20 protein-coding genes are annotated in these 22,048 nt (G+C 28.6%); 15 read left to right on the top strand and 5 right to left on the bottom strand.

Features of this window, described 5'->3' with window-relative positions; genetic code table 11:
- Positions 1 to 79 precede the first annotated feature (79 nt).
- From G8C43_RS06525 to G8C43_RS06470, 12 genes are all read left to right on the top strand, one after another.
- Entirely contained in the window at positions 80 to 1,390 is a 1,311-nt protein-coding gene (locus G8C43_RS06525; RefSeq protein WP_160542889.1) for a UDP-glucose dehydrogenase family protein, read from the top strand.
- 15 nt (positions 1,391 to 1,405) lie between these two features.
- Entirely contained in the window at positions 1,406 to 2,458 is a 1,053-nt protein-coding gene (rfbB, locus tag G8C43_RS06520; RefSeq protein WP_160542888.1) for a dTDP-glucose 4,6-dehydratase, read from the top strand.
- Positions 2,459 to 2,466: 8 nt separating this feature from the next.
- Positions 2,467 to 2,991 (top strand): hypothetical protein, encoded by a 525-nt coding sequence (locus G8C43_RS06515; protein ID WP_166004928.1) that lies wholly within the window; start codon positions 2,467 to 2,469, stop codon positions 2,989 to 2,991.
- 4 nt (positions 2,992 to 2,995) lie between these two features.
- Positions 2,996 to 3,865: a glucose-1-phosphate thymidylyltransferase RfbA gene (gene rfbA, locus G8C43_RS06510; RefSeq protein ID WP_166004926.1), complete on the top strand. Its 870-nt coding sequence runs from the start codon at positions 2,996 to 2,998 to the stop codon at positions 3,863 to 3,865.
- Between the two features lie 13 nt (positions 3,866 to 3,878).
- On the top strand, positions 3,879 to 4,739 hold the full coding sequence (locus tag G8C43_RS06505) for an ABC transporter permease (RefSeq protein ID WP_166004924.1): 861 nt from the start codon (positions 3,879 to 3,881) through the stop codon (positions 4,737 to 4,739).
- A 63-nt stretch (positions 4,740 to 4,802) separates the two neighbouring features.
- A complete protein-coding gene (locus G8C43_RS06500; protein WP_166004922.1) occupies positions 4,803 to 6,068 on the top strand; it encodes a polysaccharide ABC transporter ATP-binding protein in 1,266 nt (421 codons plus the stop codon).
- Position 6,069: 1 nt separating this feature from the next.
- Complete coding sequence (locus G8C43_RS06495) at positions 6,070 to 6,471, top strand: sugar 3,4-ketoisomerase (protein WP_255490338.1); 402 nt, start codon at positions 6,070 to 6,072, stop codon at positions 6,469 to 6,471.
- Positions 6,468 to 6,953 (top strand): acyltransferase, encoded by a 486-nt coding sequence (locus tag G8C43_RS06490; protein WP_166004918.1) that lies wholly within the window; start codon positions 6,468 to 6,470, stop codon positions 6,951 to 6,953. Before G8C43_RS06495 ends, G8C43_RS06490 begins: the two co-directional genes overlap by 4 nt.
- Positions 6,950 to 8,056, top strand: a complete 1,107-nt coding sequence (locus G8C43_RS06485; protein ID WP_166004915.1) for a DegT/DnrJ/EryC1/StrS family aminotransferase — start codon at positions 6,950 to 6,952, stop codon at positions 8,054 to 8,056. The genes G8C43_RS06490 and G8C43_RS06485 overlap by 4 nt, the downstream gene beginning before the upstream one ends.
- Before the next feature lie 14 nt (positions 8,057 to 8,070).
- Positions 8,071 to 9,051: a glycosyltransferase gene (locus G8C43_RS06480; RefSeq protein WP_166004912.1), complete on the top strand. Its 981-nt coding sequence runs from the start codon at positions 8,071 to 8,073 to the stop codon at positions 9,049 to 9,051.
- A gap of 307 nt (positions 9,052 to 9,358) precedes the next feature.
- Positions 9,359 to 10,240 carry a glycosyltransferase gene (locus G8C43_RS06475; protein ID WP_166004910.1) on the top strand — a complete coding sequence of 294 codons (882 nt, stop codon included), beginning with the start codon at positions 9,359 to 9,361 and terminating at the stop codon, positions 10,238 to 10,240.
- Between the two features lie 66 nt (positions 10,241 to 10,306).
- Positions 10,307 to 11,239 (top strand): glycosyltransferase family 2 protein, encoded by a 933-nt coding sequence (locus G8C43_RS06470; RefSeq protein WP_166004908.1) that lies wholly within the window; start codon positions 10,307 to 10,309, stop codon positions 11,237 to 11,239.
- Positions 11,240 to 11,309: 70 nt separating this feature from the next.
- On the opposite strand, the gene G8C43_RS06465 is transcribed toward G8C43_RS06470, so the two are convergent.
- Positions 11,310 to 14,015, bottom strand: a complete 2,706-nt coding sequence (locus G8C43_RS06465) for a leucine-rich repeat protein (protein WP_166004904.1) — start codon at positions 14,013 to 14,015, stop codon at positions 11,310 to 11,312.
- 709 nt (positions 14,016 to 14,724) lie between these two features.
- Here G8C43_RS06465 and G8C43_RS06460 point away from each other — a divergent pair.
- A complete protein-coding gene (locus G8C43_RS06460; RefSeq protein ID WP_166004902.1) occupies positions 14,725 to 15,771 on the top strand; it encodes a glycosyltransferase family 2 protein in 1,047 nt (348 codons plus the stop codon).
- A 6-nt stretch (positions 15,772 to 15,777) separates the two neighbouring features.
- Here the strand turns inward: G8C43_RS06460 and G8C43_RS06455 are convergent, their stop codons facing one another.
- From G8C43_RS06455 to G8C43_RS06445, 3 genes are read right to left on the bottom strand one after another with little or no spacing between them, the layout of a single operon-like run.
- Entirely contained in the window at positions 15,778 to 16,776 is a 999-nt protein-coding gene (locus G8C43_RS06455) for a glycosyltransferase family 2 protein (RefSeq protein WP_166004898.1), read from the bottom strand.
- A gap of 9 nt (positions 16,777 to 16,785) precedes the next feature.
- Positions 16,786 to 18,093, bottom strand: a complete 1,308-nt coding sequence (locus G8C43_RS06450; RefSeq protein WP_166004893.1) for a nucleotide sugar dehydrogenase — start codon at positions 18,091 to 18,093, stop codon at positions 16,786 to 16,788.
- 16 nt (positions 18,094 to 18,109) lie between these two features.
- Positions 18,110 to 19,162, bottom strand: coding sequence for an NAD-dependent epimerase (locus G8C43_RS06445; RefSeq protein ID WP_160542872.1), 1,053 nt, complete (start codon positions 19,160 to 19,162; stop codon positions 18,110 to 18,112).
- A gap of 439 nt (positions 19,163 to 19,601) precedes the next feature.
- On the opposite strand from G8C43_RS06445, the gene G8C43_RS06440 reads away from it, so the two are divergent.
- Both G8C43_RS06440 and G8C43_RS06435 read left to right on the top strand, forming a co-directional pair.
- Complete coding sequence (locus G8C43_RS06440; RefSeq protein WP_166004892.1) at positions 19,602 to 20,357, top strand: 5'-nucleotidase C-terminal domain-containing protein; 756 nt, start codon at positions 19,602 to 19,604, stop codon at positions 20,355 to 20,357.
- 11 nt (positions 20,358 to 20,368) lie between these two features.
- Positions 20,369 to 21,301, top strand: coding sequence for a metallophosphoesterase (locus G8C43_RS06435; protein WP_166004891.1), 933 nt, complete (start codon positions 20,369 to 20,371; stop codon positions 21,299 to 21,301).
- Here the strand turns inward: G8C43_RS06435 and G8C43_RS06430 are convergent.
- On the bottom strand, positions 21,289 to 21,948 hold the full coding sequence (locus G8C43_RS06430; RefSeq protein WP_166004890.1) for a YggS family pyridoxal phosphate-dependent enzyme: 660 nt from the start codon (positions 21,946 to 21,948) through the stop codon (positions 21,289 to 21,291). The two genes, G8C43_RS06435 and G8C43_RS06430, sit on opposite strands and share 13 nt — an antisense overlap.
- Positions 21,949 to 22,048: the final 100 nt, after the last annotated feature.

Raw genomic sequence — 22,048 nt, 5'->3', positions numbered from 1 at the left:
TATTGAAAACCTATAGTATTACTAATAGATAAAATAATTAATAAAATATAAATTATATTTTTGTAAAATATTTAAATATATGAATATTACAATTGTTGGTACAGGATATGTAGGACTGGTTTCAGGAACCTGCCTTGCAGATTTGGGACATAGTGTACATTGTGTTGATATAAATGAAGAAAAAGTTACCTTGATGAAAAATGGGCAAGTACCCATTTATGAGCCACAATTAGAAGAAGTATTTCTGAGAAATATTAAAGGAGGTCGTTTGTTTTTCACCACAGATTTGAGTGAAGCAATGCGAGTTTCAAATGTAATATTTTTAGCCTTGCCAACTCCTCCGGGAGAAGATGGCTCAGCGGATCTGTCTTACGTACTGGAAGTTGCCGGTCAAATAGGAGATCTAATGACTGAATATACCTTAATTGTAAATAAAAGTACGGTTCCGGTAGGTACAGCAGAAAAAGTCAAAAACTTGATAAAATCAAAAACTCAAGTACCTTTCGATGTTGTTTCAAATCCGGAATTTTTACGAGAAGGATATGCTGTGGAAGATTTTATGAACCCTGAAAGAGTAATTGTGGGAGCCGGTTCACAGAAAGCATTTGAAATAATGGATAAAATTTATTTGTCTTTAACTAATGCCGGTGCTAAAATGATAAAGATGGATGAAAAATCTTCTGAGTTAACAAAATATGCTTCCAATTCTTTCTTAGCCACCAAAATCACTTTTATGAATGAAGTAGCTAATTACTGCGAAAAAGTAGGAGCAGATGTTGATAAAGTAAGATTAGGTATGGGGTCGGATGAAAGAATCGGGAATCGATTTTTATTTCCGGGTGTAGGATATGGAGGAAGTTGTTTTCCCAAAGATGTAAAAGCTTTAATTAAAAGCGGAAAAGAAGTTGGATATACTTTTGAAATTTTGGAATCTGTAGAAGAGGTAAACCAAAAACAAAAAACCATATTAGTACCCGAAGTCGAAAAATATTTAGGAGATTTAAAAAATAAACAAATAGCAATTTGGGGGTTAGCTTTCAAAGAAAATACGGATGATATTCGGGAAGCTTCCTCACTTGAAATAATTGATATGCTTCTGGAGAAAGGAGCAAAAGTTAAAGCATACGATTCGATTGCCGTCAATAATGTAAAAAAAATATTAGGCAATAAAATAGAATATGCCAACAATATGTATGATTGTGTAGAAGGTGCAGATGCATTAATTATTGTAACAGAATGGGGTGAATTTAGAAATCCTCATTTTGATATTTTAGAAAAAAAGATGAATAAAAAAGCTATTTTTGATGGAAGAAACCTTTATAATCTAGATGAATTACAAATTCATGGCTTTTATTATAAAAGTATTGGTAGGAAATTAATAAATGGATAGATAATTTTTAAATAAATGAAAAAATTAATAATTACAGGAGGTGCCGGATTTATCGGATCTCATGTAGTCAGAAGGTTTGTAAATCAGTATCCGGAATATAAAATTTTAAATTTAGATGCATTAACTTATGCCGGTAATTTAGAAAATTTAAAAGATATTGAAAATAAGCCTAATTACCAATTTTTAAAAGCCGATATAACTAACGAAGAACAAATAAAAGAAATATTTTCTGAATTTCAACCGGATGGAGTAATACACTTAGCTGCTGAATCTCATGTAGACAGATCCATAACCACACCTTTAGAATTTGTAAAATCTAATGTTATAGGAACGGTTATTCTTTTAGATGCTGCAAAAAAAGTATGGAATAATAATTATGAGGGTAAAAGATTTCATCATGTATCCACCGATGAAGTGTATGGTACATTAGGTGAAACCGGTTTTTTTACTGAAGAAACAAAATACAATCCTCATTCCCCTTATTCGGCTTCAAAAGCCTCATCAGATCATTTTGTAAGAGCATATACAGATACCTATGATTTACCGGTGGTAATTACCAATTGTTCTAATAACTATGGTCCCAATCATTTTCCTGAAAAGTTTATCCCGTTGTTAATTCATAATATCTTAAATAATAACCCTTTACCTGTATATGGTGATGGAAATTATACCCGTGACTGGTTGTATGTAATTGACCATGCCGTAGCTATTGATCTGGTTTTTCATAAGGGAAAAAACAAAGAAAATTATAATATAGGAGGATTTAATGAATGGAAAAACATTGATTTAGTTCACTTATTATGCAAATTGATGGATAAGAAATTAGGAAGAAAAGAAGGAGAAAGTGCCAAATTAATAACTTTTGTTAAAGATCGTCCCGGACATGATTTACGCTATGCAATTGATGCTACTAAAATAAACAAAGAGCTAGGATGGAAACCTTCCGTAAATTTTGAGGAAGGATTAACTAAAACTATTGATTGGTATATGGATAATCAAGATTGGTTAAGCCACGTAACCAGCGGCTCATACCGAAAATATTATGATGAACAGTATGATTTAACGTAATACCTATCATGAGTAAAATAAGTGTATTTATTTTTTCGTTGTTACTTATAATAAGTTCTTGTACACAAAGTAAGGAAAGTAAAAAACAAACAACTAATACCTATCAAAAAGAAGGATTATCTATTAATTTACCTTTACATTGGAAAGTTAAAAACGATTATTTCAAAGAAGGTGTTAGATATCTGGAATTAGACAAATACACAAATTACAAAGTAGAAAGTACCATAGCGATTAGCATTTTTAATAAAAAATTATCTGCCGACTCTATAGTAAGTGATCAAATCAATCAACTTCAATTTTTTTATCAAAAAGTAAATTTTAAAGTTACAAGCAAAAATAAATCAACCCATCTTGGTAAGTTCAATTGGATAACTACCTATTACGAAGCCGATGATACCAGAGACAAAGTATACGGTGAAGTAGGGGTTATGCACTATGAAGATAAAACAATTACTTTACAAATAGTTGAAGATAAAAATAATACCGATAGGTCGGATTATAATGTTATGTTTAATACATTTATAATAAAATAATTATATGAAAGGAATTATATTAGCTGGAGGATCCGGAACACGATTATACCCACTTACCATTGCAGTAAGTAAACAACTTATGCCTGTTTATGATAAACCTATGATCTATTATCCATTATCGGTTTTAATGGATGCAGAAATTAAAGATATATTAATTATTACCACACCTCATGATCAAGAGGCATTCAAAAAATTGTTAGGAGACGGTTCAGATTTCGGATGTAACCTAACTTATGAAATCCAACATACGCCAAATGGGTTAGCTCAAGCTTTTGTTATAGGTGAAAAATTTATAGGAGATGATTCGGTGGCATTAATATTAGGAGATAATATTTTTTATGGATCAGGCTTAAGCCAATTATTGAGATCCAAGACCAATCCAAAAGGAGCTATAGTTTTTGCTTACCATGTAAATGATCCGGAAAGATATGGGGTAGTTGAATTTAATGAAGATATGAAAGCTATTTCCATTGAAGAAAAGCCATTAAATCCAAAATCAAACTATGCAGTACCGGGATTATATTTTTACGATAATAAAGTAGTAGAAATAGCAAAACAATTAAAGCCATCAGCTAGAGGAGAGTATGAAATTACAGATGTAAACAAAGTATATTTAGAAAACGAAGAGTTGGAAGTTGGAGTAATGGACAGAGGTACAGCTTGGCTGGATACCGGAACTTTTGATTCTCTTCATGATGCTACGGAATATATACGTGTAATTGAAAAAAGACAAGGTATAAAAATTGGATGTATTGAAGAAACTGCTTATAAGAGAGGATTTATTTCTATTGAAAAATTATATGAGATTGCTAATAAATATGGAAAAAGCGGGTATGGAGAATATCTTAAAAATATTACCTATTATAAACGTTAGTGCTTATTATTAAATGGAAGAAACTCAGAAATGGACTGAAAATATTAGTGCAAAACATTCTTTATTAGATTTTAAGCTTAAAGAAATTTGGGATTATAGGGACTTATTAGTCCTTATGGTAAGGAGAAATTTTGTTGCTAACTATAAGCAAACCATTCTAGGCCCTCTTTGGTTTTTTATAAACCCAATTATAACTTCTTTAATGTTTACGGTTGTTTTTGGGGGGATTGCCGGTATAAAAACAGATGGAATTCCGGGTATTTTATTTTATTTATCGGGTTTAACTCTTTGGAATTATTTTCAAGATTGCTTAACTGGAACTTCATCAGTATTTAGAGATAATGCAAGTATTTTTGGAAAAGTATATTTTCCTCGCTTAATCATGCCTTTGTCAATAGTTATCGGCAATTTATTGAAATTTTTAATTCAGTTTATTTTATTTCTGATATTTTTGTTTTATTATATATTTAAAGGAATTCATCTTCAAACAAATATATATGCTATTTTACTTCCTATTTTACTTGTTCTTATGGCAGGTATAGGACTAGGTTTAGGTATGATTATTAGTTCCATGACAACTAAATATAGAGATTTATCCTATTTATTGTCATTTGGAGTGTCATTACTTATGTATGCTACTCCAATCATTTATCCTATAACCATGATTTATAACAAACTTCCCGAAAATTTTCATTGGTTAGCTATGATTAACCCTATTTCACCGATCATAGAAGCCTTTAAATACGGCTTTCTAGGAGAAGGAGTTTTGAGTTGGGGAGGCTTATTATATAGTACTCTATTTGCTTTTTTTAGCATATTTTTTGGTATTATAATTTTTAATAAAGTGGAAAGAAGCTTTATGGATACTGTCTAATTGATGCATAAATTATTATATTTATCCAAAAATTTATAAAAAGTATATTCATTATTTTCCAATATGAATCTAGCAATAAAAATAGAAAATATTTCAAAACTATATAGATTAGGTCAGGTAGGTACCGGAACTTTGCAGCAGGATTTTAAACGATGGTGGTGGAAAACAATAGGCAAGGGTGATCCTTTCGCTAAAATAGGAGAAACGAATGATAGAACGACAAAAGGTTCTTCAGATTTTGTGTGGGCATTGAAAGAAGTTAGTTTCGACGTTAAGCAGGGTGAAGTCTTAGGCATTATAGGAAGAAACGGAGCAGGAAAATCAACCTTATTAAAAATACTATCTAAAACTACATCTCCTACATCAGGATGTATTAAAATTAATGGTAGAATAGCATCTTTATTGGAAGTGGGAACCGGTTTCCATCCGGAATTAACCGGAAGAGAAAATATTTTTTTAAACGGGGCTATTTTAGGAATGACTAAAAGAGAAATTCGATCCAAATTTGATGAAATCGTAAATTTTTCCGGTGTTGAAAGATATATAGATACTCCGGTAAAAAGGTATTCCTCCGGCATGTATGTACGATTGGCATTTGCTGTTGCAGCCCATCTAGAGCCGGAAATATTAGTTGTAGATGAAGTACTAGCTGTTGGAGATGCTGAATTTCAAAAAAAATGCTTAGGAAAAATGAAAGATGTAAGTGTTAATGATGGAAGGACCGTACTATTTGTGAGCCATAATATGGCAGCTATAAAAACACTATGTAACCAGGGGGTGGTTATGCAGCATGGTGGAGTATCTTATATGGGAGGGGCTTTGGAATCCGTTGAATATTATCAAAAATTAAATAATGTTCCATCATCGCTAGAACATAGTGGAGATATTGATTCCGCACCGGGAAATGAAAATATAAAGATATTAAAGTTTATTACTCAACCTGTGAAAGGTAATTATTTAACAATTTCTTCAGGATTAGAATTTGAATTAGTATTTTTTAATTATAAACAAGGCATAAATTTAGATGTTACTTTTGAATTAAGAAATTCTGATGAGATCGTTATTTTTCATACAGGAGAGTTAGTGACAGTGAATAAAGATTCCAAAAAAGGAATTTATATAGTAAAAGGCCATATAGAACCCAATTTATTAAATGCCGGAGTTTATAAATTTAACTTAATATTTGGGGAAGATCAGAAATACCCATTATACATACAAAACGAGGTAATTCAATTTGAAATATTAAATGAATCATTGGGTTCAAATAACAATTTACTACCGGGAGTAATTCGTCCGGACCTTAATTTTTCATATAAATTTTATGGCTAGGATGAATAAACCACAGATTATTGAATTACCAAAAATAGGGTCTTCTGTATTAGGATATATTACGGTTGCTGAAGAAAATCGTAATATTCCATTTGATATTAAAAGGGTATATTGGACTTATTTTACCCCTCAGGATGTACATAGAGGAGGGCATGCTCACAAAAATCTTGAACAGGTGATATTTGCGCTTTCCGGGACTATTGAGTTTAACATAGAAGATATATATGGCAATACGACAACATTTATCTTAGATTCTCCCGAAAAAGGGTTATATATACCAAGTAAAATTTGGAGAGATATAAAATTTTCACATAACGCAGTCTTACTATGTCTAGCTTCTGAATTGTATATTGAACAAGATTACATAAGAGATTATGACGAATTTAAAAAATTAACGAAATGATTAAAATTCATCCAACATCGGATGTACAAACTCACTATATCGGAGATAATACTTTCATTTGGCAGTTTTGTGTTATTTTAAAAAATGCAATCATCGGTAATAATTGTAATATTAACTTTAATGTTTTTATAGAAAACGATGTTACAATTGGAAATAATGTAACCATAAAATCCGGTGTTCAGATTTGGGACGGAGTCACTATAGAAGATGATGTTTTTATTGGTCCCAATGTTACCTTTACTAATGATTTAATACCCCGTTCAAAGCAATATCCTAGTGAATTCAAAAAAACAATTATAAAAAAAGGAGCATCTATAGGGGCAAATTCAACTATAATTGCAGGACATAGTATTGGAGAATATAGCCTAATTGGAGCAGGAAGTGTGATAACGAAAGATATTCCCCCCTATACGGTTTGGTATGGCAATCCCGCAATTCAACAAGGCATAATATCAAAAGAAGGTAAGATTCAAAAATTATGATAAAATTTTTAGACTTGAAAAAAATCAATCTTCAATTTCAAAAAGAAATCGAAGATGAAATCATAAAAGTATATCGATCAGGATGGTATCTTTTAGGAGAAAAAGTTAAAGAATTTGAAAATAATTTGGCAAAATATATTGGAGTAAATGAAGCAATAGGAGTTGCCAATGGATTGGATTCTTTACGATTAATAATTAAAGGTTATAAAGAATTAGGAGTAATAAATGAAGGGGATGAAGTAATCGTTCCTGCCAATACATACATAGCTTCGGTTTTAGCTGTTTCAGAAAATGGATTGATTCCAATTTTTGTAGAACCTGATGAACGAACCTTTAACATAGATATATCAAAAATTGAAGAAAAGATAACCCCTAAGACTAAAGCAATTATGATTGTCCATTTATATGGACAAGCCGTGTTTTCCAATGAATTAAAATTATTGGCACAAAATTATAATTTAAAAATTATTGAAGATAATGCTCAAGCGATTGGAGCAGAATGGGAAGGTATTAAAACCGGAAACTTAGGAGATGCTTCAGGCTTTAGCTTTTATCCGGGGAAGAATTTAGGAGCTTTAGGAGATGCAGGAGCAGTATGTACCAATGATACAGAATTAGCGCAAACCATAAGAACTTTGGCTAATTACGGATCACAGAAAAAATATGTGAATAAGTTTCAAGGATTAAATAGTAGGTTAGATGAAATACAAGCTACAGTTCTTAACCTGAAATTGAGATATAATGATCAAGAAAATCAGAAAAGGAGAGAGGTTGCTAATTATTATTTAAACCATATTAAAAATCCTAAGATTGAATTACCTAAAATTGAAAATTGTCTTCAAAACCATGGGCATGTTTGGCATATATTTGTAATTAAATGCAAACAAAGAGAAGAATTACAAGAATATTTATCAAAAAATAATATTCAAACTTTAATTCATTATCCTATACCACCTCATAAACAGGAAGCTTATTCAAACTTTAATCATTTACAATTACCAATAACAGAAAAATTAAGTAAAGAAATTTTAAGCATTCCCATTTCACCTGTTTTAACTCAAGATGAAATAAAAAAAGTAGTTGATCAAATAAATCAATTTTAAGTTATAGGCTTGTTGTGGATAAAGAATTACCATTAGTTAGTATAGTAGCTATCAATTATAATAATAGCAAGCATCTAGTAGAAACTTTAGATAGTATTGATCAGCAAACGTATAAGAACATTGAATTAATAATTGTTGATGATTGTTCCACAGATGATAGCGTAAAAAAAATAGATCAGTGGTTGCTCACTTATAATAAACCATTTCAATTTATAAAGCATATTGAAAATAAGGGAATTTGTAAAACTATTAATGACGGATATAAAGTTGCCAAAGGGAAATATATTTCATCGATAGCAACAGATGATCTCATGTTGCCTAAAAAAACCGAAATCCAAGTTCAATTATTAGAGAATACAGATGATCGTCTAGGAATGGTTTTTTCTGATGTTTATCTTATAGATGAAGACTCTAATCCTATAGAGGGTAAATTTATTGAAAAATATAAATCAAATGTATTTCATATAAATTCCGAAAATATATATGAAGAATTATTAAAAGGAAATTTTATACCGGCTATGTCCATAATGATTAAAAGTGATATTTTATCTAAAATTGGCTATTTTGATGAAAACTTAAATTATGAAGATCTTGATATGTGGTTAAGAATAGCTGAAAAATATAAAATACAATATTCAGAATATATTTCAGCTAAATATAGAATTCATAAAAATAGTATTACACAAAAGTTATCTAGAGATAGATGGGCTGTGGATGATATTAAAATATATAATAAACATAAAAATAATTCCCCAATTGCTAAATATTTTCTTAATAAATTAATATATGATTCATTCATTAAAGATAATAATGATGTATATAAGTTTTTGAAAAATAATAAAATAAACAAACAGATAACTTGTATGAGTAATATATGGGGAATGAATTATCTATCACATAGAAAAAAAATAGATTTGTATAATAAAACAATGAGTATATATAAATATTATTATAAGCTCATTGCTTTTATGAAATATCAAAAGTGTCTCATTTAAAATGGCTCGTTATTAATTTGAAAATAATTCATTAATAAAATAAATTCCATAAGTTTATCAAGTGTAAAAATTTTTTTCTTAACTATCTATAAAATAAAATCAAGAATTACTTATTTAAAAATTAGTTATATCTTCAATAATAAATTCAAATCCAAGACTTAAATACATATATATAAATTAAATTAGAAAGATAAAGTTATACCAATATGGTAAAATAATTTTTTCAATTCAATTTGAAAAAAATTTAATAAACCTTTATTTATAATTAATAAAAATTTCATACATATATGATAAACGAAAATTACGAATGATATCAATAATAGTTTCCTCATATAATAATAAATGGTTTCAATCATTTAGTAAAAGTGTTAATGAAACTATTGGAGATAATATTATCTATGAGATTATAAATATTTGGAATCCAAAATTAATGGGAATATGTTGTGCATACAATCAAGGAGCTCAACAGGCTAAATATGAAAATTTACTTTTTATTCATGAAGATACCATATTTATAACCAAAAATTGGGGAAATAAGTTACTGAACTTATTGTCAGATAAAAACATTGGAGTTGTTGGAGTTGCAGGTTCTACTTATGTGCCCAATGTTCCGGCTTTTTGGTGGGGAATAAAAGAAGTTTGTTTTTTTAATTTAATACAATCAGATGCAAACGATGAGAATGTGTTAACTTACAGATTAGATGATAAATACGGAAATAGCAAAAATGTTTATTCGTTAGATGGGGTTTTTTTGGCTTGCAGAAGGGATGTATATTCAGAATTTCCATTTAATGATAAAATAAAAGGATTTCATGGTTATGATATAGATTTTTCATTGAGAGTTGCTTCAAAATATATTAATATTGTTACAGGAGAAATATTAATTAAACATTTTTCATATGGTAATTTGTCTAAAGAATGGTTTACAGAACTAATAAATATTCGGTCAAATTATTCAATACCTAAGGAACAAAAAAATAATAAAAAATATGAATTAAATAAATATTATGTATTTATAAGTTATTTATATAAATACAAAACACCTTTTTTTTGGTCATTAAATAAACAAATAAAATATTTAAACTTACAAAAGTTGGGAGTAAAAGGTTATATGAAGGTAATTTTCAAAATTATGAAATATGTTAAATTCTCTTTTATTAGAAATTTTAAATTAACAAAATCTAGTTAAGAAATGCCTATTTCATAATTATTGAAAATTTTATATTAAAAATTTTTCATGCATAATAAAATTAAAATGAATAAAAATATTTTTGCTATAGTTGTTATTTTTAATGGAATGCAAAAAAAATGGATTCAAAAATGTTTTGATTCATTACTAAAATCCACTTTAAAAATAAATATTATAGCCATTGACAATGTATCGACAGATGGAAGTGTTGAATTCATTAAGAAAAATTATCCATCTGTTGAACTTATTGAAAATTATTCAAATGAAGGTTTTGGGAAAGCTAATAATATGGGAATTAAAAGAGCATATGAACAGGGAGCTGATTACTATTTCTTATTAAATCAAGATGCATGGATTGAAGAAAGCACAATTGAAATTTTGATTAATAATTGTATAAAATATCCGGATTATGGAATTTTAAGTCCAATGCATATGAATGGAGAAGGAAATTTGATTGATAAAGGGTTCTTTAATTGTATAAATCCTTTAAAAAGCAGATATCTTTATTCAGCATTAAGCACACCTAGAATAAATAATGAATTAATTTATAATTTCGATTTTGTACCGGCAGCCTGTTGGCTGCTTCCCAAAAAAACTATAGAAAAAATTGGAGGTTTTAGTCCAACTTTTTATCACTATGCTGAAGATGATAATTACGTTCACAGAGTACGTTATTTTTCAATGAAAGTGGGTGTAGTGCCTTCAGTTAAAGTTTATCATGATAGGGAAGAAAGATCTCCTCATGTATATTTTGATGCATTACTAACAAAATATAAAAGAAAAGTTTTATTAGATATTTCAAATCCATTGTTAAAAGGAAATAGAAAGTTTGTTGAATACAGATTACTTTTAGCAGACCTATTTAGAGCATTTCTTTTCTTTGATAAGAAATCAATCAGACTAATATTTGATAAGTTTAAAGTTGTATTAAAAATAAAAGAGAAAGAGATATTAAAAAATAAAAAAGTTTCAGAAAAAGAAGGAATGAATTTTTTGTAATAATTTTACATTTCTATAGTATAAAGCTAAAAAAAATCGGGTTATTAACCCGATTTTTTTGTCCTAATAATTAATTTTTTATAATTTTTTTAGTTATTACTGTTTGATTTGAAATAACGTTAACAATATAAATACCGGAAGGCTGAGTTTGTATGTCCACATAAATTTCGTTTATTCCATTGAATTTTTTAGAATAAATAATACCTCCGTTTATATTAGAAATTTCAATAGACCCTTCGGATATATTTCCTAAATTAATACTAAATAAGCCATTGTTTGGATTGGGATATACATTAATCTGAGGTTCTGTAGTTAAATAATTATTAAAAGCAAAGTTTGCTTTTTTACCACAAGCAACCAAATCTGCATTCTTAATAAAATCTTTCCACTGATCAGCTTCTGCGTAAGCACATGTATTGGCAATTAATCTTGTACTAGTTGTGTTAACAGATTTAAATACTTCTTTTCCTAATCTTGGCGGAGTTGGGTTATTGCTAATTATTTTTTCAAAAGTAGTATTTCCCATAAAAGCTGAATTACCAATATAATTAACAGTTGAAGGGATCACAATTTCTTTCATTTTGGCATAAATAAATGCTTTATCTTCAATAGTTTCCAAAGCTGGAGGTAGAGTTACACTACCCGTAAATTGTGAAAACGTTAGAGTGGAGATTTGTTTTAGGTGCTGAGGTAAAATCACGTTTCCTGTAAAAAGGGTAAAACTTCCAGAGTTTGTTCCTGGATTAGATGAAAATGTATTTAATTGACAATTTTTAGAAAAATCTAAAGTTTTATTTTCAGTTAGATTTAATTTTTCGAATGCTCTCTCCTTTATTTCTGTTAATATAATTGATTTACAAAAATCAAGTCTATCTATATTAGCATAATAGAAAGTTCTATTATCAATAACTCTTAAAGCTACAGGAAGGCATACACTTCCGTTAAACTTAGAAAACATATAACTATAAATTCTAGTCAAATTTATTGGTAATATGACATGCCCGGAATAATTTGAGAAAGCTCCTGAAGCAGAATTATGATGAGAAGGAAAAGACTTTAATTTAAGATTTTTAACAAAGTTTAATGTTTTATCTGTTGTAATTTGTAGGCCTTCAAAAGCATTATCTTTAATTGTATTTAAATTAGGGGTACTGAAAAAATCCAGTTTATCGACTTTAGCAAATAAAAAAGCTCTGTTCTCAATAGTTTCCAAAGCTGCAGGTAACGTAACACTACCGGTAAATTGAGAAAACATAAGATTAGGAATTTCTTTAAGGTTAGGGGGTAAAATAACGTTTCCATTAAAAGGAGTAAAAGCTCCGGAATTTGTACCGGGATTAGAAATGAAAGATGTTAACTTTAAATTAGTTGAAAAATCTAAAGTATTATTATTGGAAGTAATTTGTAAAGATTCAAAAGCTCTGTTTTTAATTGTATTTAAATTAGGAGTATTGGAAAAATCTAGTTTATCGATTTTAGCAAATAAGAAAGCCCTGTGCTCAATAGTTTCTAAGGAAGAAGGTAACGTAACGCTACCGGTAAATTGAGAAAACATAAGATTAGGAATTTCTTTAAGGTTAGGGGGTAAAATAACGTTTCCATTAAAAGGAGTAAAAGCTCCAGAATTTGTGCCGGGATTGGATATGAAAGAAGTTAATTTCAAATTTTTGGAGAAATCTAAGGTATTATTATTGGAAGTAATTTCTAAAGCTTCAAAAGCTCGGTCTTTAATTGTACTTAAATTAGGAGAATTAGAAAAATCAAGTTTATCAATTTTAGAGTACATAAAAGCCTTGTGCTCAATAGTTTCTAAGGCATAAGGTAAAATAACGCTACCCGTAAATTGAGAAAACATAAGATTTGAAATTTCTTTAAGATTAGTTGGTAAAATTACGTTTCCAACAAACCCTGTAAATGGACCAGCGACAGCGTTACCATAAGGCAGAAAAGAATTTAATTTTAAATTTTTAGAAAAATCTAAAGTATTGTTGGTTTTAGTTAAAGTAAGTCTTTCGAATGCAGAGTAATTAATAGTATTTAAATTAGGTGAATTAGAAAAATCCAGTTTATCAATTTTAGAGTATATAAAAGCTTTGTGCTCAATAGTTTCTAGAGCTGCAGGTAAAGTAATGCTGCCGGTAAATTGAGCAAACATTAGATTTGATATTTTTTTAAGGTTAGTCGGTAAAATTACGTTTCCTACAAATCCAGTAAAAGGACCTGCAACAGAACTACCATATGGCAAAAAAGAATTTAATTTTAAATTTTTAGAAAAATCTAAAGTATTATTGGTTGTTGTTAAAGTTAGCCCTTCAAATGCAGAATAATCAATCGTATGTAAATTAGGAATATTAGAAAAATCTAGTTTATCGATTTTGGCAGCTAAGAAAGCCTTATGTTCAATAGTTTCTAATGCAGAAGGTAAAGTAATACTTCCTGAATATGAAATGAAAGTGTTGGAAGGTATTACTTTAAGAGTTGCAGGTAATGATATATGGCCTTTGAAATTAGAAAAAGCCCCTTTTGGTAGATTGTTGTCTGATAATTTTACTTTAGTTAAATCCAAATTATTAAGAGCAGACATTTCCCGTATCGTTTTAATGTCTTCATTACTTATAGAACCTGTTAATTTAAGGTGAGTTATTTTACTTTTATCAGAAGTAACTAATTGGGATAAGGTCCCGGGTGATTTAACATCTAACTCTTTATAAACTTGTGCATGGCAAACTGCTCCTATTAAGAAAATAGAAAGCATAAAAAAAATAAATTTTTTCATAATAATTAATTTTATTAAAATGTATTTGAATACTTTTTTATTTGATTATGATAATATTATAATCATAAGAGGATACCCATTATTAAATTGTTAATGGGTGTAAAAAGATATTGATATGTATATAGCATAATATTTCATTTGTGTTAGTTTTAGTTAAATAAATCAGTAAATTATTAATGTGCACATATAATAATTACATTAGTATATGAAACAAAGTTAATAAAAATATTTATACTTTAATCGCAAAAATAAATATAAATTTATATTTAAAACGTAAACAAATTGTTTATAGGTATATACTTATAATAATTAAAATACTTGTAATCAATAATTTAAAAGTTTGGATAAAAATATTAGCAATGAAAATAGTAATTAATAAATATAAAATAAAATGAAGCATAAGAAGCTAATAATAATTAGTTGTATTTAAATTTAGAGTTTTTATTTATTAGCTAAAGAAGATAAAACTTAACTTAAAAAAAATTAAAAATGTAATAAATACAATTCATATTTTGAACTAAATGAACTTTGAGAAGAGATAGTTACTAAAACGATTATTTATACTAAGATAATAAAAAAAGAAACTTGAATTTTTCTAATTTTGTATGATTAAATACTAATAATTTTTTATAATCCTTTAAATAATTATAACAAAGAATTTAGAATATTTGTTTCAATATTCATCGAAATAAATTAATTTTAATTACTCATGTGCCAACCTTTAGTATCTATAATAATTCCTACTTACAATGTTGAAAGATATATTGAGCAAGCAATAGATAGTATATTAAATCAAACCTATTCAAATTTGGAAATACTTGTTATTGATGATTGTTCTACAGACAATACAGTACAAATGGTGAAGAGTAAATATTCTAAAAATCAAAAAATTAGATTATATGAAAAGTCACAAAATTTAGGTCCAGCAAATTCTCGAAATATTGGAATTAAACAAGCAAAAGGAAAATATATAGCTTTATTAGATGGAGATGATTACTACATTCAAGATAAAATAGAAAAGCAGGTTCGGGTACTGGAAAGAAATCAAGATTTAGCTCTTTGTTCTACTTTTTTGAAATGCATTGGATTAAAAAACAATGTGATAAAATTTAAAATTAATCACTCAGATATAAAAGATCAACAATTGCTAGGCTGTCCCATTGCACATGCAGCTGTTATGTTCAGGGCAACTTTTTTAAAAGAAAATAATTTATTTTATAATGAAAATTTAAGATTTTCAGAAGATTATGAATTATTTATCAGGATGATTGAAAAGGGAGGCAAATTTTTAACAATTCCTGAAGCCCTCTATGTATATAGAATTACAGGAAACCAAGCATCCTTTATAAAATCAGATAATAAGATTTTAAAAAATGAAAAGCAGTGGGAAATATCTAAAAACTTACATTATCAAGTCTTAAGCAAATTAATTGATGAAAGTTCAGAATTGTATGATAAAAAATTTGTAGACGCTTTATTAATCCATCAAGTGATAAGAAATTATGATGATCTGATGCTATTTATAGATTGGGCAAAAAAATTAATTGAATATAATGAAAGTATAGAATGTCCATTTAGTTCAAAATTTTTAGAAAACACATATAAAAATAGTGTACTAGGATATTTTCTTGCTCAAAAGAGATTATCCTGGAATATTTTATACCAATATATATCAGTTTATCCGTATTGTGCTAAATTGGATCTAACCTATCAATTTAAATATATTATAAAATGTCTTTTATTTCTAAAACATTAAAAAAAATTATTTTCGTTCAAATCTCCATTTAAATAATTTATATCCAATATTGACCGGTAAGTTTTGAAAAAAATTTTTCTTTTTTTGGTCTAATGAATAAAAAGAAGAAAAGTAATCTAGAATTGATAATGAAGGAGCTTTTTTTAATCTTTTATAATTCTGTTTCCAATAAGTAATATCCTTTTTCATACATTTCCATTGCATGGTAAGAGTAATTTCTTTAAATGAGATAATATGCTTAAGCATATATTTTTTCCTTATTGGATTAGCTTCTTTAAAAGCTCTTGTAAAATATTCAACTATAGTTTGATGATTTTCAAAATTTCTTTTAGTTTTATTAAAAATAATAGATTCATTGTGAAGATAATAAAAATAGGTTGATTTATGTAAAAAACAAATACTGTCTAGCTTCAATGCCGTATGAAAAGACCATAACTCGTCCTGAGAAAATAAATCTTTTACAAAATAAATTTTATGTTTTCTAAAAAAGTCAACTTCAATAAGTTTATTACAAGCACTTACTGACCAAGATCCATTACAAAAATATTCAAAGATACTATCGTTTCCTTTAAGGGAAGTAAGGGAGTGATTAAAAGGAAATATTTTATATTGTGTTTTTTTGAATGTATTAATTGCGGATATTTCACCCACAGCAACAGTAGACTGCGTTTTAGTAATCAATGTTACTAATTCCTCAATACACTCGGGAACAATTTCATCATCACCATCCAAAAAAAATAAATATTTACCCCTTGCATGATCTATACCTGTGTTTCTAACTATGGAAAGACCCTGATTGGTTTCGTGTTCTATAATTCTTATTTTTTCAGGGTGTTGAGACTGAATCTTTTTAATAACATTTAAACTATTATCTTTTCCTTTATCATCCACCAATAGTATTTCTATATTAGGATAGGTTTGATTCAATACAGAATTAATGCTGCGACCAATATATTTTTCACAATTGTAAACGGGAATAGAGACGGTAACTAATGGATATGGCATACAAATTAATTATAATCGAGCATCAACAATTTTTTTGTCTAGAAAAGATTTGCAATCGTAAATTACAGCATTATCTTTACAATATTTCTTAATATTCATTTCTTTAAATTCTTGATGTGGTACGGCAAGAATTACTGTGTCGAATTTCATAGAATTCGGAATTTCATTAAATATATCTAAGCCATATTCATGCTTAACCTCTTTAGGGTTTGCTAAAGGATCGCAAATAGTTATATTCAAATCATATTCATCCAAACATTTAACTATATTAACCACTTTAGTATTTCTAACATCCGGACAATTTTCTTTAAATGTAATGCCTAAAATTAAAATGTCTGAATTGTTTATAATAATATCCTTTTTAATCATTAACTTAATTACTTCGGAAGCGATATAATAAGGCATCGAATCATTTAATCTTCTTCCGGCGAGAATAATCTCGGAATGATATCCTAATTCCATGGCTTTTTGGGCCAAATAATAAGGGTCAACGCCAATGCAATGCCCACCTACCAGGCCGGGTTTAAACGGTAAAAAATTCCATTTAGTTCCGGCAGCCTCTAAAACTTCCGTCGTATCGACACCTAATAAATTAAAAATTTTTGCTAATTCATTAACAAAAGCAATATTAATATCCCGTTGTGAATTTTCAATTACTTTTGCTGATTCGGCAACTTTAATACAACTTGTCTGATAAGTACCTGCGGTTATAATGGAAGAATATAAATTATTTACAAATTCTGCAACCTGAGGAGTAGACCCGGAGGTTACTTTTTTAATATTTGTGAGAGTATTAATTTTATCACCGGGATTGATTCTTTCAGGAGAATATCCTGCAAAAAAATCACGATTGTATGTTAGCCCTGCAATTTTTTCAATAATAGGTACACATTCTTCTTCCGTGCATCCCGGATAAGTCGTAGATTCATAAATAACAACATCACCTTTTTTAATTACTTTCCCTACAGTGGTACTAGCAGAATGTAAAGGAGTTAAATCAGGTCTGTTGGATGAATCTACAGGAGTAGGTACGGTCACGATGTAAATCGTTGAATTTTTTATGTCATCCAAATCCGAAGTAGGATAAAATCCGTTTTGGTTTTCTAAATCTTTTGCGGATTTAACTATAACATTTGAAATTTGTTCAGAAGATACCTCTCGAGTAATATCTTTAGATTCAATTAATTGTTTTATTCTTTCGGTTGAAATGTCAAATCCTGTTACCTTATATTTTTTTGCAAATTCCAAAGCTAAAGGAAGTCCGACATATCCGAGACCTATTATACTTATTTTAATATTTTGAGGAGAAAAAAGCATTGTGTCGATTTTTAATTTAAATTGAATAAAAATTTCTATACCATTCAATGAAATTTTTAATTCCCTCCTTTACGGATACTTGAGGTTTATAATTAAAATTTTCAATTAAATCAGTAACATCAGCATAGGTAGCAGGAACATCTCCGGGCTGAATAGGCAGTAAATTTATTATTGCTTTTTTACCCAATTCTTCTTCTATAGTTTTAACAAAAGACATAAGTTCCACAGGCTTACTATTTCCTATATTATAGATTTTATAAGGAGCAGATGAAGACGAAGGGTCCGGATTAACAGGGTCCCAGTTTGAGTTGCCTATTGGCGGATTGTCATTAACCTTTATAATTCCTTGCACAATATCTGAAATGTAGGTAAAATCACGCTGCATTTTTCCATAATTATAGACATCAATAGGTTTATTTTCTAAAATGGATTTAGTAAAGATAAATAAGGCCATATCGGGTCTACCCCACGGACCGTAAACGGTAAAAAAACGCAATCCGGTGGTTGGGATTTTAAATAAGTGGCTATAGGTATGTGCCATCAGTTCATTGCATTTTTTACTGGAGGCATATAAACTTACCGGATGATCAACATTATCTTTAGTTGAAAAAGGCTGTTTTTCATTCAGGCCATATACGCTGGAACTACTGGCATAAGTTAAATGCTTGATAGAAAAATTCCTGCAACATTCTAATATAGTAAGGAATCCGGTTATATTTGAATCAATATAGGCTTGAGGATTGACTAAAGAATATCTAACCCCGGCTTGAGCAGCAAGATTAATTACTTTATCGAATTTTTCTTCTTTAAATAAATTTTCTAAATTATTTTTATCTTCAAGACCTAGTTTGATGAATGAAAGATTGGAATATTTGGAACTCTTAATCAGTTTATTATATTCAATATCGGATTTATCAAATCCACAATTTTTTAATCTTCCATATTTAATAGAGACGTCATAATAATCATTGATAATATCGAGACCAATTATCTCATCGTCTCTGTTTATTAAAGACATTACTAAGTGATAACCGATAAATCCGGCAATTCCTGTAACAAGGATTTTCATTCAGATTTTTTTTATAACAAAATACAAATTTAAAAATTTTTATTTTGATAGTTTGAGTGACTCATTAACTTTGAGTGGATTGTATTGAAAAAATGAATAAGATATACCTTACAACAGATCATGCTCTAAGTAAATTCAGTACTAGAAAAAATATTTAAACTCATGGTATTCTTAAATTAATGGGTTATACATACTTGGTATATAGTAGTTTAATGCTTAAGATTAGTTGTCACTGATGATAAGTTTATAGTAATGCGTATGCAGTTGACGAAATAAATGCAAAAGATTAAATTTAAGATCCTTTTTTTAACATGGAAAATTTGATTGAAAAGATGCAAAAAAAGAAAGCTTGGAAGTGGAATCAGAAATAAAATTTCACTGAATTCATTGCAGGTTAAATAAAATTTATCTAACTTTCAATTAGTTCGATGAAAAGGTTATGAAAGCAATAAGACATATATTCTTATTAAGTTTTATATTACTAATATTGATACATTGTAAAACAAATAAGGTAAAAGAAGTACACCAAATACATCTTAATAAAAAAATTACTGATTCAATTAAATCGGATTCACAAATTATAAATTTCATTTATCCATATAAAAAACAATTAGATTCAATAATGAATCAACCCATTAGTTATGCCAATGTTGACTTAACCAAAACAGGATACTCCAGCAACGAAGGTAATCTATTAGCAGACTTAGTATTGGAATATGCTAAAAAATATGCTAAAACAAACAAAAAACCTGAACCCGATTTTTGTTTGTTAAACAGCGGCGGAATCAGAACTATAATCCCTAAAGGAGTAGTTACTGTTGAAAACATATTTGAAGTATCGCCCTTTGAAAATGAAATGGTTCTTTTACAATTGGATGGATCTCGAATGAAAGAAATGTTTGATTATTTAAGAATTGAAAAAAAAGGACATCCATTGGCAGGAATAAAATTAGTATATAAGAAAGATAAATTAATTTCTGCACAAATTGAAGGTAAAGATTTTGATCCAACAAAAAAATATTGTGTAGTTACCATAGATTATCTAATGAATGGCGGAGATAGAATGAATTTTTTCATGAAATCGGATGCCCAAGAAATCACTCATTTAAAATTACGAGATATTCTATTAGAACAGGTAAAAAATTACAAAGTATTGCCGGACATTAAAGATCAAAGATTAGTCTTTGAAGATTAAAAAAAATTCAAATGAAAAGAAGAGATTTTATCAAAACTGCTGCTTTAGCAGGAGGAGCTTTAAGTTTTCCCTCCCTATCATTTGCTTCCCGTGTTTTACATTCAGACAAAAAAATAACCATAGTACATACCAATGATCAACATAGTAGAATAGACCCTTTTCCGGCGACTTATACCAAAAATCCCAATCAAGGAGGTTTTGCCAGAAGAGCAACTTTAATAGATGCTATACGAAAACAAGAATCACAGGTATTATTATTAGATTCGGGTGATGTTTTTCAAGGAACTCCTTATTTCAATTTTTTCGGAGGTGAACTGGAGTTTAAATTAATGTCAACCATGGGATATGAAGCTTCAACTATGGGAAATCATGAATTTGATAATGGATTGGAGGGATTTAAAAAACAACTGCCACATGCTAAATTTGATTTTCTTTGTTCAAACTATGATTTTAGCAATACGCTGTTGGAAGGATTAACCAAAGATTATAAAATCATAAAAAAGGGAGGCATTAAAATAGGATTATTTGGGTTAGGCGTTGAATTAGCCGGATTGGTAGAAAAAAAGAATTATTTAGAAACTAAATATCTGGATCCTATAGAAATTGCACAAGATCGAGCAAGAATGTTAAAAAAAGAAAAAAAGTGCGATCTAGTAATTTGCCTTTCCCATATAGGATATAAATATCCTAATTTTCCCGATAAAATTTGCGATGTGAAATTGTGTCAGCAAACATCGAATATAGATTTAATACTCGGAGGCCATACACATACCTTTTTTAAAGAACCGGAAAAATTTCTAAACAAAGAAGGCAAAGTAGTATTGCTCAATCAAGTGGGATGGGCCGGTTTATTATTAGGCAGAATTGATTTTCTCTTTACCCAAGACAATACGTTAAAAGAAATAGCTTATCAAACAATTCCCGTAAAAAATTACACCGTATAATTTCGCTTTCCAAATAATTTAGATCCAATTCTAACCATATTACTTCCGCACTTTATGGCAATTAGATAATCATCCGACATGCCCATGGATAAAATCGATAGACCATATTCATTTTGATGGGTTATATAAAAATCGTGAAGGGAAGAAAATTCTTTTTCAATTTGAGAAGTATTATCAGTAAATGAAGCCATACCCATAAGACCAAGAATAGTAACATGTGGAAACATTCCATCCTTTTTGAGCTTAAGTATTTCAAGAGCCGAATCGAAAGTTAATCCATATTTAGAATCTTCTTGGGCTATTTTTATTTGTAATAAAACAGAAATCGGGCGATTGTTTTTTACCGCCTCTTTTTCAATAGTATCAAGCAATTCCAAACGATCCACAGAATGTATTAGGTGAACAAAAGGAGCAATATATTTTACTTTATTCTTTTGTAAATGCCCAATTTGATGCCAGCGAATATTTTTAGGCAATTGATTATATTTTTCAACTAATTCTTGAACTTTATTCTCACCGAAATCGATCTGTCCACATTGATACATTTCTTCAATTTCCTTTGCAGGATGAGTTTTTGAAACGGCTATTAATTGAACATTAGAGGGTAGAGTTTCTAAAGTTGTTTGTAATGAATCTGCTATAGACATGGATTGAAAATATATTTTTACGAAGGTTAAAAGTACTAATAAATTTTTTGATAAAATAATGGTAGAAACATAGTATATAAAAAAGAGCGGAAAATATTTT

The organism is Apibacter sp. B2966, from assembly GCF_011082485.1.
Taxonomy (GTDB): domain Bacteria; phylum Bacteroidota; class Bacteroidia; order Flavobacteriales; family Weeksellaceae; genus Apibacter.
This window is presented reverse-complemented; position numbering and strand designations above follow the sequence as displayed.

Coding starts and splice junctions, on each gene's coding strand:
- G8C43_RS06525 (WP_160542889.1), top strand. CDS start 80: ATGAATATTACAATTGTTGGTACAGGATATGTAGGACTGGTTTCAGGA.
- rfbB (WP_160542888.1), top strand. CDS start 1,406: ATGAAAAAATTAATAATTACAGGAGGTGCCGGATTTATCGGATCTCAT.
- G8C43_RS06515 (WP_166004928.1), top strand. CDS start 2,467: ATGAGTAAAATAAGTGTATTTATTTTTTCGTTGTTACTTATAATAAGT.
- rfbA (WP_166004926.1), top strand. CDS start 2,996: ATGAAAGGAATTATATTAGCTGGAGGATCCGGAACACGATTATACCCA.
- G8C43_RS06505 (WP_166004924.1), top strand. CDS start 3,879: ATGGAAGAAACTCAGAAATGGACTGAAAATATTAGTGCAAAACATTCT.
- G8C43_RS06500 (WP_166004922.1), top strand. CDS start 4,803: ATGAATCTAGCAATAAAAATAGAAAATATTTCAAAACTATATAGATTA.
- G8C43_RS06495 (WP_255490338.1), top strand. CDS start 6,070: ATGAATAAACCACAGATTATTGAATTACCAAAAATAGGGTCTTCTGTA.
- G8C43_RS06490 (WP_166004918.1), top strand. CDS start 6,468: ATGATTAAAATTCATCCAACATCGGATGTACAAACTCACTATATCGGA.
- G8C43_RS06485 (WP_166004915.1), top strand. CDS start 6,950: ATGATAAAATTTTTAGACTTGAAAAAAATCAATCTTCAATTTCAAAAA.
- G8C43_RS06475 (WP_166004910.1), top strand. CDS start 9,359: ATGATATCAATAATAGTTTCCTCATATAATAATAAATGGTTTCAATCA.
- G8C43_RS06470 (WP_166004908.1), top strand. CDS start 10,307: ATGAATAAAAATATTTTTGCTATAGTTGTTATTTTTAATGGAATGCAA.
- G8C43_RS06465 (WP_166004904.1), bottom strand. CDS start 14,015: ATGAAAAAATTTATTTTTTTTATGCTTTCTATTTTCTTAATAGGAGCA.
- G8C43_RS06460 (WP_166004902.1), top strand. CDS start 14,725: ATGTGCCAACCTTTAGTATCTATAATAATTCCTACTTACAATGTTGAA.
- G8C43_RS06455 (WP_166004898.1), bottom strand. CDS start 16,776: ATGCCATATCCATTAGTTACCGTCTCTATTCCCGTTTACAATTGTGAA.
- G8C43_RS06450 (WP_166004893.1), bottom strand. CDS start 18,093: ATGCTTTTTTCTCCTCAAAATATTAAAATAAGTATAATAGGTCTCGGA.
- G8C43_RS06445 (WP_160542872.1), bottom strand. CDS start 19,162: ATGAAAATCCTTGTTACAGGAATTGCCGGATTTATCGGTTATCACTTA.
- G8C43_RS06440 (WP_166004892.1), top strand. CDS start 19,602: ATGAAAGCAATAAGACATATATTCTTATTAAGTTTTATATTACTAATA.
- G8C43_RS06435 (WP_166004891.1), top strand. CDS start 20,369: ATGAAAAGAAGAGATTTTATCAAAACTGCTGCTTTAGCAGGAGGAGCT.
- G8C43_RS06430 (WP_166004890.1), bottom strand. CDS start 21,948: ATGTCTATAGCAGATTCATTACAAACAACTTTAGAAACTCTACCCTCT.